Raw genomic sequence first — 12,414 nt, forward strand, 5'->3', positions numbered from 1 at the left:
TCCTCATGGCTACCGAACATGGATCTGATTGCGCTCCAGGGCTGGCTCGATAACGCATCCTTTGCGGTGCTGTTTGCGGCAATGCTGCTCTATTGGTGCGGCGTGGCGTTTCCCAAGGCCACCGTTCTGCCATCGTTGGGCACCAGCACCATGGCCGTGGGCAACCTCACCATCGCCGCTCTGCTCGGTGCCCGGTGGATCGAGGGGGGCTACTTCCCCATGAGCAACCTCTACGAGTCGCTGTTTGCCCTGGCCTGGGGCATTACCGCCATGCACCTGGTGGCCGAGCGCATGAGCCGCAGTTCTCTGGTGGGGGCCGTCACTGCTCCCATTGCTATGGCGATCGCCGCCTTTGCCACCCTGACGCTACCTGACACCATGCAGGGCTCAGAGCCGCTGGTGCCCGCCCTCAAGTCGAATTGGCTGATGATGCACGTCAGCGTCATGCTGCTGAGCTATGCGGCGCTGCTGGTGGGGGCACTTTTGGCGATCGCATTTCTGCTCATCACCCGGGGCCAGGCGGTAGAACTAAAAGGCAGCTCCGTGGGCACCGGCGGCTTTCGCAACGTCAAGCTGCGTCGGGCTGAGGATGACGCCGCTGAGGCCGCTGCGGTGATGACCATGTCTGCCGGGGGTGCGGCGGTGCTCGAAAAACCCGCTACCGTCACCCTTTCACCCCAGCGGCTTACCCTGGCCGACACCCTCGACAACATCAGCTACCGCATGATTGGCCTGGGCTTTCCGCTGCTTACTATTGGCATCATTGCCGGAGCAGTGTGGGCCAACGAAGCCTGGGGCTCCTACTGGAGCTGGGACCCCAAAGAAACCTGGGCACTGATTACCTGGCTAGTGTTTGCCGCCTATCTCCACGCTCGCATCACCAAGGGCTGGCAGGGACGCCGTCCAGCTATCCTCGCCGCTACAGGGTTTGTGGTGGTGTGGGTGTGCTACTTAGGGGTCAATATTCTTGGCAAGGGGCTACACAGCTACGGCTGGTTTTTCTAGCAGCGTCCTGCCCTGGGGGCCGGGCAAACACCCTTTAACCCTAATAATGTGATGTTCAAACTGGGGTAATGACTCCGCTTGACCACGGCTGTTCTTTTAGCCCTGTTGCCTGTGCTGCCTTGGTGGCATAGGCGACAGGTTTGGTTGCTCAAATTTTGGGGGCTTCAAAGAATCGAGTTCTCTCAAAATATCTCCAAGGGCTTATTTTGATGTGGATCGGGAACAATCGTACCGGCGGCGGGCAACGCCGTCAGGGAGCTGATCTGAGCGTCTTGGATCCTAATGTGGCAGTGGAGAAGCAGGGTCACGTTTGACGCGGTTGTAGACTAGGCTGTGCAACTGAGGTTGCCAGGATGCTAAAACAACCCAGGGGTAAACCTGCCCCGCCCTGTCGTTGCGATCGCGTTTTGCTATGCCCAGACCCACACCCAAACCGACGACTAGGTTTCGCCGTCCCCAACGGTGGATGCAGCTGCTGCTAGCGCTGCTGGGACTGTTACTCACCCTGAGCTGGGATCTGTCCCCAGCCGTGGCCCAAATCTCCAACCCCTTCGCCGGCGACAGCACCCTACCCCCAGCCGGGGTAGAGCGCATTGGCCTGCTTGAGACCACGGCGATCGCCCTGGATGGTACCCCCCTCTTCGATATTGCCTCCCCGGCGGTGTTTAACCGCAATGAATCGGGCACGGAGGTGCCCGTCGAGGTGCGCGCTCGGCAGATCGAGACCAACCTCAACCAGGTGGTCAACCGCACCTTGGCGCTAAGGTATGACGATAACGCCGTCGATGGCGCATCCCTCGATGTCACCATTGAAACGATTAGCGGCCAACCGGTGCTATTTGCGATCGGAGCGGGCCTAGCCGAACCGAGAGTACTGCTCACCATTACCGACACCGATGCTCAGTACAACGGGGCGTCGCAACTCGATTTAGCTGACCGCTGGCAGGCCGTGCTGCGCGACTCGCTGCGGCAGGCAGTCGACAGTCGCCTGCCCGAAGCGCGCCAACGGCAGATTCGCCGCACCGTTTGGGTTCTGCTAGCCAGTTTGCTGCTAACCCTTGTGCTAACTGGCATTTGGCGAGTGCTGGGCTGGCGCAAAAGTGAGCTAGAGCAAAAGCAAACGGCTCAAAATCATCTCCCCATTCGCCCCGGAGCGGATGTTCCTGAGCAGCAACTTTTGCAGGTGTTTAGCTACCAGCTCACCCTTGCCCAGCGGATTCAGGCCGTAGCCTTTTTTCGCTGGCTGGTGTTCTGGGGCATCGCCTTCGTGTGGATTACAGGCATCGCCAGCGGGCTCTACATTTTTCCGCAAACCCGCAGCTATGCCTTTAGGCTGTTCTCAATTCCGGTGCTGCTGCTACTGACCTGGTTTTTCACTGGGTTGCTCAACCGAATCACCAATCTGGCTATTGAGCGCGTCGCCCAGGCCTGGAGCAAAAATGAGCTGGGCGATTTGGACGACATTCAGCGCAAATCGATGCGCATTTCGACTATTATCGGTGCCCTCAAAGGACTGAAGACAGCCGTCATCTACGCCCTAGCCACCCTGCTGGTACTACAAACCCTAAGAATTGCCCCAGCGTCGCTGCTGGCCTTTGGAGCAATTTCTGCCCTGGCCATTTCCTTTGCGGCTCAGAATTTGGTTAAAGACCTGGTCAACGGCTTTTTAATCTTGCTAGAAGATCAGTACGCCATTGGCGATCTGGTCACCACCGGCACCACCACCGGCATTGTGGAAAATCTCAACCTGCGCATTACCCAGATTCGCGGCGAAGATGGCCGTCTGGTCACCCTACCCAACAGCCTCATTGCCCAGGTCGAAAACCTCAGCCGTGGCTGGTCGCGGGCCAATATCCTCATCGATGTGGCTTACAGTACCAATGTCGATGAAGCCCTATGGGTCTTACATGAAACCGCCCAGATTATGGCCAGTGACCCTGAGTGGCGCTATGCCATTCTCAATCCGGTCGAAATGCTGGGGGTTGAGAGCATGACCCATGCGGGCCTCACCCTTTTGATTTGGATCCGTACTCGGCCCCTTAAGCAGTTTTTGGTGGCGCGTGAATTTCGCCGCCGCCTGCGTATCGCCTTCGACAAGGCAAACATTGCCATCGGGGTGCCACAGCAGGGATTTACAGAGCTGCCCAACAGCATCGACCACGATAACCATGAACACCATAACCACAACGGTGATGCCGCTCACAGAACGGCAAAAAGCGGGGCTATTGAACCCCGCTAATGGTTGTATGAGCTTAAAAGTTTGCTGAGCTTAGGGTGTAACGCCCACTACGGCAGGCTGCGCCATCGCAATGCTTGTTGCAATCACCGCCGCCCCAAACAGCTCTACTTCAGCTTTTGCTTGATATAGGCCAGCATTTTGCCCAGCTGGCCTTTGAGCTGAGCGACCTCGCCTTGCAGCTGTTTTACCTGGGTCTGGAGAGCCTGGAATTCGGCGGCACTCACATCGCCACCACCGGATGACGCCGCTGCAGCGGTTGCGGCGGGGGATGTCATAGGGGTGCGCCGCGGCTTGCGGGCCTTGACCATCGACGCTTTGATTGCTTCGATCAGTTCTTTTTGCTCAAAGGGCTTTTGAATGAATTCGAAGTACTCAAAGGGCTCAGTGATTTTTTCAGTAACTTCTTCTTTGCGACCCGACATCAGCACCAGGGGAATGTTCTGGAGGTCTGGGTTCGACTGAATTTCTTGGAAGACTTCCCAGCCGCTCATGCGGGGCAGCAAGAAGTCGAGCATGATTAGGTTGGGGCGTTGGCTGCGAATGGCATCCATGCCTTCTACACCATCTTGGGCTTCAATGACTTCAAAATTGCCCTGGGGAAGCATGTCGCGCACCCGCATGCGAATCACCCGGCTATCATCGATGACCAAAATCCTATGATTTGCCACAGTTGATTCCTCTCGCGGTGTCGAAGGCCATGGTAGGCGGTGCCATTAAGTATAGTTCAGGTTTCCGGAAAGTCTGTGCTGGGGCTGAAGAATATAGCGATCGCCAAGTGTGGGTTTAAGTGCCCTGCCACGGCCCGCCCAATCTAGCCCAGAACTGCCTTTAGTATGCCCCGCTGAGCCTCAAAACTGACAGCGGCGGCTGAGAAAGCCTGGGTTAAATTTAGCTGCCTAAGCCTTAGGCGACTCTGGAGCGAGCAGCAGATGGGCGGCCTGCTTCACCTGGTCAAACGCGCTAGGGCTAGGCACCAGCGCCGGTAGCCGCACGACACACAGGTGGGGAAACAGCTCAGCGGGCAAATCGCTGCCGACTTGGTAGCGGTTGTGGACGATGTAGCGCTGGGCAATGCCGCGATCGCCCAGGGTGTGAGTTAGCCGACTGGCCTCGGCCAAAATCGCCGACTGGTTTTGCACGACACCAATAAACTCGGTGTGCTGAGGGTCTTTGAGCTTGTCTTGGGCAGCGAGCACGCGCTGCCGCAGGGTGCGCAGGCGGCCCATAAACTCTACCCGGCCGACCACATCTTTGTACTTAATCCAGAGCTTAAAGATCCACCCTAGCCAGTCGCCCAAGGCGGTGGGCATCTCCAGAAACCGCAGCAGGTGACCAGTGGGGGCGGTGTCGAGCACAATTAGCTGCTGCTCATTGCGCTCGAGCAAATCCATTACGGTAATCAGCGAGAGCATTTCGTCAATGCCGGGCAGGGCCTGAGCAACAATCTGCCGCCAGGCGGCGGGTCCGTAGGCCATCTGAATGCCGCTAGCAATATCGCCATCGCCCGCCATCATGTCGGCCAGTTCCCACAGGTAGTCGGTGCGAAACTGATCGAGCACCATGTCAGCGCTGACCTCCTGGGCCTGGAGGTTGGGCCGCAGCCGAGTGGGTTCGTGTCCGAGGGGCTGGCCAAAGGCATCGCCCAAGGAGTGGGCCGGGTCGATGGACATGACCCGCAGGTTGGCCTCGGGATGGCGCTCGGCCAACCCCCAGCTCAGCGCCGCCGACACGGTGGTTTTGCCGACGCCGCCCTTGCCACCCACCACAATCAGCCGACGGCCTGCTGCTAATAAGTCTTCTATGCCAGGGGAAATTGGCTGCGGCCACGCGAGTATTGGGGAGAGTTCGGCGGCGGGATCTACCCGCGTCTGCTCTGGAGTCAGTGGCTTGACCTGGGGCATAAGGGCATCGAGGGCGACGCCGCCCAGGGGTTCCTGGGTCTGGGCCGGCACCCAAAGCACTGGCTGCCCTTGAGCGATCGCCTCAAACTCGGCCAGCATTTGCCGGTGAGTATCTAGAATATGGCCCGCTTCCTGAAGTACGCGATTGATGACCAGACCACCAATGGGGACTTTTAGCCGGTTTAAGGCGGTGATGAAGCGATCGCTCTCAGCCCAACTCATCGGCTCGGGAATGCCAATCACCCAGCAGGCAGCGCGATCGCGGTCTTGAATCAGCGCCCGGCCCTGCTCCAAATCGTGGCGCATGTCGGCGATGAACTGGTCAGCATGATCGGGGGTATAGCGGCCCGCCAGGGTTTCGGTCAGGGTGCGGTGCTTTTGCTGAAACTGCCCCAGCGCCTCTAGCAAGGTGTCGAGAAAATCCATCAGGGCAAACAGGCTGAGGGTGTGGCCGCTAGGGGCCATATCGACGACGACGCGATCGGCTTCGCGATCGCGCAAAATCCGCTGAATTTCTAGCAGGGCCATCAACTCATCGAGGCCGGGCCAGCCCATGTCCCACACGGGGCTGAGGTCATCGCCCTCCACAAAACTGCCCCGCTCGACCAGCAGCTCTAGCACGGTGCCGTAGTCAGCCCGAAACTGCTCTAGCAGCAGCAGCGCATCCAGGGCACGCACCTGCACATTCGCCAAATCGGGTAGGGGGGTGGGGGTGTTGTCTACCGTCAGTTGCAGCACATCCCCGAGGGAATGAGCCGGGTCAGTGGAGAGCAACAGCACCGTTTCGTTGGGGTGCTGTTGGGCCAGCTGCCGCGCAAACCCACAGGAAAGAGTGGTTTTGCCCACGCCGCCCTTGCCGCTAACCATAAACAATTGATGGGGCGATGATGTCAGCATTGGCCAACCTTACAGACTGCTGAGCCTAGGGTGCCCAGAGCCGTCCGCCAACGCTGGCCGCAGCATGAAACTTAAGGCCATGGGTGGGGACGAGCCTCTCCGCACAGGGCAAACAACCGGTTGCCCCTACTGGGACGACCGCTCAAAATGGAATTTTCTCAGTGCAAAATCTTTCCGTCTCCAACCCATTGCCCCTCTCTACCGCACTGGGTTCTCAGGGCCGCGCCCGCGATAGGTGTCAATAAAGGTGGCGGCGGCTTCAGGTTCAAACTCCGGCAGCCGTAGTTTGTGGGTCCATGCGGTGAGCACGACTTCTTTGCCTAGCCCGGCCTTGGGCACCACCACCAACCCATCCCAAAGACCTGGAAATTCGTTGGCCCAGGCTGTGAGCGTGTCCATTGCGGCCTGCCCAGGTTCGTCAACATAGATCACGATGTTGCCGTGCTCGATGGAGTGCACCAGTTCTTCTAACCGCTGCTCTTGGGTGTAGACCCCCGGCAAAACAGGATTGGGATCGTGGGGGCCAGAGGTGGGAAACTCGCTGTCGTAGTCGACCGCCTGACCAGGACTAACGTGGGCCTGCCCCTGGTCGGGGAAGGTTTGGATCGCCGCCATCGCCGCTTCGCCAACGGTGGTGTTGGGTTCAAAGGCCACCGACTGAGGGCGGTTGCGATACCATAGCCCGCCAATCAGGGCGACCATGAGCACGCCAATGCCCACTGGGCCAAGTATCACCGACAGCACGCTAGAAGAGGTACGGCGGCGCTTAGATCGTGCAGTCCGAGTCATAATCCCAATGTAAAACTATCAACATACGTCTCGTTGACCAGTGTAGCGGCGGCAGGCAGTGGGTGGGCTAGGGATAATAGCTAGTTGCTGGTGGCATCGATAGCCGTTTTCGCCAAAAGTAAAGTGATTGGTAGGGGCGAGGGGAAGCCTTGACCCTCTAGGGAGCTGGAGGGTATAGGATGAGAATGTCGATATCGGAGGCTCACTATGACTGTGGCAACCCGGCTAAAAATTGGCGATGTTGCTAAACAAACCGGTATTGCGGTAGGGGCACTGCGCTATTACGAGAGTCTAGGCCTGCTGCACTCGGAGCGCGGCGACAACGGCTATCGCTACTATTCACCCACAGCGGTACACCAGGTGCAGTTCATTAAAAAGGCTCAGGCACTGGGCTTTTCTCTAGAGGATGTAGGGGATGTGCTCAACGTGCACCAGCGAGGGGATGTGCCCTGCGGGTTTGTGCGATCGCTGCTGCAAGACAAGATTCAGCAGCTAGAAGACCAGATTCAGCAAATGACGGCGTTTAAGGCCGATTTAGAAAACTATCGCGATCGCTGGGCCGAGACGCAGCCCCGCCCGCAGCCAGGGGATATTTGCCCCCTGATAGAAACCGTGCCGCTGACGGCGTAGCCCTCTTATCAGCACCCTATGAGCAACCCCGCCGATGGGGTTCGATGCTGTGAGCTAAAATGAAAAGCTAGATCAATCCTAGGTTTCTAGGATGCGATCGGGATAGATCGGTTCTCACTGGCGGTTTAGGCGCAGCATTTTGGCCATGAAAAGGATTGTAGTCGGGCTCTCCGGCGGCGTAGATAGTTCGGTAGCAGCAGCGACTCTGCACCAGCAGGGGTATGACGTAGTGGGCCTCACCCTGTGGTTGATGAAGGGCAAGGGCCAGTGCTGCTCTGAGGGCATGGTCGATGCCGCTAAGCTCTGCGAAGACCTGGGCATTGAGTACCACGTGGTCGATAGTCGCGAGGTGTTTGAGCGCGAAATTATTAACTACTTAGTAGAAGGTTACGGCAACGGCATCACGCCCCTACCCTGCTCGCAGTGCAACCGGGCGGTCAAGTTTGGGCCGATGTTGCAGTATGCGAGGGAGGAGTTGGGGTGCGATCGCATTGCCACCGGCCACTATGCCCGCATCACTCAGAATGCTGAGACGGGCCGCTATGAGCTGCGCCGCGCCGTCGACCCGACCAAAGATCAGTCCTACTTTCTCTACGACCTCACCCAGGACTTGCTGGCCGCTTGCGACTTTCCCCTCGGCCACCAGACCAAGATCGAGACCCGCCGTATGGCCACCGAGCTGGGCCTGCACACCGCCGCCAAGCCCGATAGCCAAGACCTCTGCCTAATCGAGCACCACGGCTCGATGCAGACCTTTTTGGATAAATACCTGGCTCCCAAGCCCGGCGACATTGTCGATACCGAAGGCCGCATTCTCGGTCAGCATACGGGCATTCACCACTACACCATTGGCCAGCGCAAGGGCTTAGGCATTGCCGCTGCCAACCCGCTCTACGTAGTGGGCTTTGACATGGGCAAAAACCACGTCATTGTGGCCGATCGCAGCGATGCCCACCTACCCGACTGCACCGTGCAGCGGGTGAACTGGGTCGCGATCGCCGCCCCCCAGGAACCAATGAAGGTGTCGGTGCAAATTCGCTACCGCAGCGAGGCGGTGAGCGCAACGCTGGTTCCCCTACCCGCTGGAGATGGCACGGGCGATCGGGTGCGTATTGTGTTTGACGAGCCGCAGTTTGGCGTGACTCCCGGTCAGGCGGCAGTGTGGTACGACGGCGATCGGGTGCTCGGCGGCGGCCTAATTGAGGTTGCTGTCCCTGAGCTGTCTGCCCCTGCAACCGAAGCTGAAGCCCTTAGCCATTGAACGCGCCTATGACTTCTCAATCGTTGAAGACTCAGCTTCAAACTCTCACCGCCGCAGAAAAGGGCGACGCCTTGCAGATTCTGACTGAAACCCTGAGTCGGCCTTCCTTGGGCATTACCAAAATTCCCGAGGTAATGGGCGGTGATGCCTGCATTGCGAAGACTCGCTTACCCGTTTGGCTATTTGTCAGTCTGCGGCAGCAGGGCGCTACAGATGCAGAACTTCTAGAGTCCTACCCTCACCTGACAGCCGCAGATTTAGTGAATGTTTGGGCCTACGCCGATGCCCACCCTGAGGAAATCGCGATCGCCCTTCAAGAACAGAAAAATGATGTGGACGGTGCTCCTGAACGTTAGTCATGGCTAGGCTATACGCTGACGAGCAGTTTCCTCGTCCCGCTATAGAAGCACTGCGCAGATTTGGCCATAAGGTTACGACCATTCAAGAAGCTGGGCAAGCAGGAGCGGCTGATCCCGATGTTCTAACCTTTGCGATCGCCAATCAGCTCACTGTCTTAACGCAAAATCGCCGTGATTTCATCAAGCTACACCAGCTAAACCCTAACCATGCTGGAATCATTGTTTGCTCAGAGAATCGAGACTTCCTCGGACTAGCTCAGCGGATTAATGATGCTATCTGCAATGAGACGTCGCTTCAAGGTAAGCTGCTGCGAGTTATTCGGCTTGGATAGCTGTTTTAGGTGCATAGCGTTGTTACAAAACCGATCGAACCAGGTATTGCCCGATGTCTGATATCACCAAAGACCAGCAGCACCCCCAATACAAGACCGATCGCCAGGTGGTAAACCAGCTTTTGGCCGGAGAAGCCAACGACTACAACCTGGTCGAACTGGCCCGGCTGATGACCCGCTACGAAGGCTTCCCCGGCGCCCGCGATATTCAGACTGACCTCAAGAAAGCCCTCAACCGCTGGCAGCTCACCGAGGCCGAGCTATTTGAGAAAACCCGCGCCATTCACCAGCAGGGCGAGGTCTACAAAGGGCTAGGCCGAGGTCGCGAAGACTGGAGCTAGGGATATACTACTCACCTATGAGTATCCCTAAAGCCAATCGGGGCGCAGTGGCGGCGGGCCACGCCCTCACCGCCGAAGCTGGAGCCGAGATGCTGCGCCAGGGCGGCAATGCCTTTGATGCGGCGATCGCCGCTGCCTTCACAGCCTGCGTAGTCGAATCGTCATTGACCTCCCTAGCGGGGGGTGGCTTTTTGCTGACCCATACGGCGGCGGGCGAAAACCGGCTGTTCGACTTTTTTTGCCAAACGCCCCGGTCGCAGAAAACTGAGCGATCGCCCGATTTCTACCCTATCCACGCCAACTTTGGCGATACCACCCAGGAGTTTCACATTGGCCTAGGGTCGATGGCGGTGCCAGGGGCGATCGCAGGGCTGCTCCACGTCCATCAAAAACTGGGGCGACTGCCGCTAGAGAAAATTGTCGCTCCGGCTCAGCATTGGGCTACTGAAGGTTTTGAGGTCGATGCCTTTCGTGCCCATAGCTTTGAGATCCTATCGCCTATTCTCACTGCTACCGCTGCTGCCAGGGCAATCTATGCGCCGAAGGGCGACTTGCTGACCCAAGGCGATCGCCTCTATCTACCCGACTTCGCCGCCTTTCTGCACGACCTAGTGCGCCACGGGGCCGACTGGTTTTATCAGGGCGATTTGGCCCATGCGATCGCCCAAGACTGCCAGAGCCACGGCGGCTACTTGAGCCTGGAAGATCTGCAAACCTACCGTGTGATCGAGCGCGTCCCCCTGAGCGTGGCCTACGGCGGCGACACGATTCTGACCAACCCGCCCCCCAGTTCTGGCGGTACGCTGATCGCCTTTGCGCTGCACCTGTTGGCACAGGTGTCGCCCGCCTGCACTCCCCACAGCAGCCCCCGCCACGTGGCCATTTTGCGAGACGTCATGAGCCTGACCAACCTGGCTCGCCAGCAGGGCTACGACGACCACCTCTACCGCCCCGATATTGCCGAGGAGTTTCTTAGCCCAGCCCACTTGGCCCCCTATCTAGAACAGCTCCGGGCCACCCTCAGCCAGCGCGGTAATCGGTGGGGCAGCACCACCCACATTAGCGCGATCGATGGTGAGGGCAACGCCGCTAGTCTCACCACCTCCAACGGCGAAGGCTCGGCCTGCATCATCTCTGGCACTGGCATCATGATGAACAATATGCTGGGCGAAGAAGACCTCAGCCCCCAGGGCTTTCACCAGTGGCCACCCAATCAGCGCATGTCGTCGATGATGGCCCCCACCATAGTGCTCAAAGACGGCAAACCCCATATCGTGCTGGGCTCGGGCGGGTCTAACCGCATTCGCACCGCAATTTTGCAGGTGGTGTCAAACGTGCTCGACTTTGGCATGGATATTGAAACCGCCGTCAGGGCGCCCCGCCTTCACTGGGAGCGAGGGGCGCTGCATCTGGAACCTGGTTATGAGCAGGCGGCGATCGCCGCCCAGGGCATTACCGGCGATGACGTCTGCACCTGGTGGCAGGCCAGCAGCATGTTTTTTGGCGGCGTCCACGCCGTGGCCGTTGGTCCCGATGGCACTCTCTCGGGCGTAGGCGACAGCCGCCGAGGGGGAGCCTGGGTTGTCGTCGATGGCTAGGGCATGCACCCACCTCAGTCTAGACACGCCATTCGACTGTTGAAACCCCAATTTCCAGCAAAGAGGGGGGTTGTTTGACACAATACCAATAGCCCCTACCCAACCCCGAGCATGGCCCCAAGCATGGATTTCACCGCTGCCCTGCCCACATTTTTTATCACCCTGCGCGAAGGGGTAGAAGCGGCCCTGGTCGTCGGCATTGTGCTGGCCTGCTTGGCCAAGGCCAACCGCCAAAGCCTCAACCCCTGGGCCTATGCTGGCATCGCCGCTGGGCTAGCCGGTAGCGTCATGCTTGGCATTGCGCTGGGGATGGGGCTCCAGCAGATTCAGCAGGTGCTGCCCAGTTTGCAAACGGTGATCAAGCCGCTGTTGAATGTGCTGTTTGGGGCGATCGCCATTATCATGCTGAGCTGGATGCTGCTGTGGATGACCCGCCAGGCCCGCAGTCTCAAGGGCGAAATTGAAGGTACGGTGCGATCGGCGCTAGACGAGGCCCAAACCGCCGGCTGGAGCATCTTTAGCCTGGTCTGCATCGCCGTGCTGCGCGAAGGGTTTGAAACAGTGCTGTTTATTTTTACCAACGTTGAAACGAGCGTGTCTGCCGTAGCAGGGGCTGTGGGTGGCTTGCTTGGGGCCGTACTCATCGGCTTGGCGCTATTTCGCTGGGGTCTGCGCATCAACCTCAAGCGCTTCTTTCAAGTGATGGGGATACTGCTACTCCTGATCGTCAGCGGCCTGGTAGTTTCGGTCTTTAAGAATTTAGATGCGGCCCTAGCCGCCATTAGCCAAATCAACCCCACCGCCGACCTCTGCTTCGCTCAAAGCTCCTGCATCCTCGGCCCGCTGGTGTGGGATGGCAGCACCATTCTGCCCGATCGCCAATTCCCCGGCATTGTCTTCAAAACCTTGCTCGGCTACCGCGATCACCTTTATCTACTTCAAATCATCGCCTACCTGGGCTTTTTAGCCCTCGTCGGCAGCCGCTACTTCCGCAGCCTCAACCCCTCTCTACCCACAACTACCCCATCCCCCACTCCCTAATCGCCCTCACCTCCCCCACTC

At 58.6% G+C, this 12,414-nt stretch carries 12 protein-coding genes; 9 read left to right on the forward strand and 3 right to left on the reverse strand.

Annotated elements, in window-relative coordinates:
• The first annotated feature begins 18 nt into the window (after positions 1–18).
• Both ccsB and H6F57_RS06060 read left to right on the forward strand, forming a co-directional pair.
• Positions 19–1,005, forward strand: coding sequence for a c-type cytochrome biogenesis protein CcsB (gene ccsB / locus H6F57_RS06055; protein WP_190627619.1), 987 nt, complete (start codon positions 19–21; stop codon positions 1,003–1,005).
• 412 nt (positions 1,006–1,417) lie between these two features.
• Positions 1,418–3,244 carry a mechanosensitive ion channel family protein gene (locus H6F57_RS06060; RefSeq protein WP_190627617.1) on the forward strand — a complete coding sequence of 609 codons (1,827 nt, stop codon included), beginning with the start codon at positions 1,418–1,420 and terminating at the stop codon, positions 3,242–3,244.
• Between the two features lie 104 nt (positions 3,245–3,348).
• Here the strand turns inward: H6F57_RS06060 and H6F57_RS06065 are convergent, their stop codons facing one another.
• The 3 genes from H6F57_RS06065 to H6F57_RS06075 all read right to left on the reverse strand — a co-directional run bounded on the left by H6F57_RS06065 (position 3,349) and on the right by H6F57_RS06075 (position 6,831).
• On the reverse strand, positions 3,349–3,912 hold the full coding sequence (locus H6F57_RS06065; protein ID WP_190627615.1) for a response regulator: 564 nt from the start codon (positions 3,910–3,912) through the stop codon (positions 3,349–3,351).
• A gap of 228 nt (positions 3,913–4,140) precedes the next feature.
• Entirely contained in the window at positions 4,141–6,042 is a 1,902-nt protein-coding gene (locus H6F57_RS06070) for an ArsA family ATPase (RefSeq protein WP_242024893.1), read from the reverse strand.
• A gap of 198 nt (positions 6,043–6,240) precedes the next feature.
• The gene (locus H6F57_RS06075) at positions 6,241–6,831 is read right to left on the reverse strand and encodes a DUF3105 domain-containing protein (RefSeq protein WP_190627613.1); all 591 of its coding nucleotides are present in this window, start codon (positions 6,829–6,831) and stop codon (positions 6,241–6,243) included.
• A 207-nt stretch (positions 6,832–7,038) separates the two neighbouring features.
• On the opposite strand from H6F57_RS06075, the gene H6F57_RS06080 reads away from it, so the two are divergent.
• The 7 genes from H6F57_RS06080 (at position 7,039) to H6F57_RS06110 (ending at position 12,393) form a co-directional block, all read left to right on the forward strand.
• On the forward strand, positions 7,039–7,461 hold the full coding sequence (locus tag H6F57_RS06080; protein ID WP_190627611.1) for a heavy metal-responsive transcriptional regulator: 423 nt from the start codon (positions 7,039–7,041) through the stop codon (positions 7,459–7,461).
• 145 nt (positions 7,462–7,606) lie between these two features.
• The gene (gene mnmA, locus H6F57_RS06085) at positions 7,607–8,722 is read left to right on the forward strand and encodes a tRNA 2-thiouridine(34) synthase MnmA (protein ID WP_190627609.1); all 1,116 of its coding nucleotides are present in this window, start codon (positions 7,607–7,609) and stop codon (positions 8,720–8,722) included.
• Positions 8,723–8,730: 8 nt separating this feature from the next.
• Positions 8,731–9,078, forward strand: a complete 348-nt coding sequence (locus tag H6F57_RS06090; protein ID WP_190627605.1) for a DUF433 domain-containing protein — start codon at positions 8,731–8,733, stop codon at positions 9,076–9,078.
• Positions 9,079–9,080: 2 nt separating this feature from the next.
• Positions 9,081–9,413: a DUF5615 family PIN-like protein gene (locus tag H6F57_RS06095; RefSeq protein WP_190627603.1), complete on the forward strand. Its 333-nt coding sequence runs from the start codon at positions 9,081–9,083 to the stop codon at positions 9,411–9,413.
• 53 nt (positions 9,414–9,466) lie between these two features.
• A complete protein-coding gene (locus tag H6F57_RS06100; RefSeq protein WP_190627601.1) occupies positions 9,467–9,754 on the forward strand; it encodes a DUF3288 family protein in 288 nt (95 codons plus the stop codon).
• A gap of 17 nt (positions 9,755–9,771) precedes the next feature.
• Positions 9,772–11,352 (forward strand): gamma-glutamyltransferase, encoded by a 1,581-nt coding sequence (ggt, locus tag H6F57_RS06105; protein ID WP_190627599.1) that lies wholly within the window; start codon positions 9,772–9,774, stop codon positions 11,350–11,352.
• Between the two features lie 123 nt (positions 11,353–11,475).
• Positions 11,476–12,393: an FTR1 family protein gene (locus tag H6F57_RS06110; protein WP_190628084.1), complete on the forward strand. Its 918-nt coding sequence runs from the start codon at positions 11,476–11,478 to the stop codon at positions 12,391–12,393.
• Positions 12,394–12,414: the final 21 nt, after the last annotated feature.

The sequence above is a fragment of the Leptolyngbya sp. FACHB-60 genome, from assembly GCF_014695775.1.
Taxonomy (GTDB): Bacteria; Cyanobacteriota; Cyanobacteriia; order Phormidesmidales; family Phormidesmidaceae; genus Nodosilinea.

Excerpts from the sequence above, each read along its gene's own strand:
- ccsB (WP_190627619.1), top strand. The coding sequence starts at position 19 with ATGGATCTGATTGCGCTCCAGGGCTGGCTCGATAACGCATCCTTTGCG.
- H6F57_RS06060 (WP_190627617.1), top strand. The coding sequence starts at position 1,418 with ATGCCCAGACCCACACCCAAACCGACGACTAGGTTTCGCCGTCCCCAA.
- H6F57_RS06070 (WP_242024893.1), bottom strand. The coding sequence starts at position 6,042 with ATGCTGACATCATCGCCCCATCAATTGTTTATGGTTAGCGGCAAGGGC.
- H6F57_RS06075 (WP_190627613.1), bottom strand. The coding sequence starts at position 6,831 with ATGACTCGGACTGCACGATCTAAGCGCCGCCGTACCTCTTCTAGCGTG.
- H6F57_RS06080 (WP_190627611.1), top strand. The coding sequence starts at position 7,039 with ATGACTGTGGCAACCCGGCTAAAAATTGGCGATGTTGCTAAACAAACC.
- mnmA (WP_190627609.1), top strand. The coding sequence starts at position 7,607 with ATGAAAAGGATTGTAGTCGGGCTCTCCGGCGGCGTAGATAGTTCGGTA.
- H6F57_RS06090 (WP_190627605.1), top strand. The coding sequence starts at position 8,731 with ATGACTTCTCAATCGTTGAAGACTCAGCTTCAAACTCTCACCGCCGCA.
- H6F57_RS06095 (WP_190627603.1), top strand. The coding sequence starts at position 9,081 with ATGGCTAGGCTATACGCTGACGAGCAGTTTCCTCGTCCCGCTATAGAA.
- H6F57_RS06100 (WP_190627601.1), top strand. The coding sequence starts at position 9,467 with ATGTCTGATATCACCAAAGACCAGCAGCACCCCCAATACAAGACCGAT.
- ggt (WP_190627599.1), top strand. The coding sequence starts at position 9,772 with ATGAGTATCCCTAAAGCCAATCGGGGCGCAGTGGCGGCGGGCCACGCC.
- H6F57_RS06110 (WP_190628084.1), top strand. The coding sequence starts at position 11,476 with ATGGATTTCACCGCTGCCCTGCCCACATTTTTTATCACCCTGCGCGAA.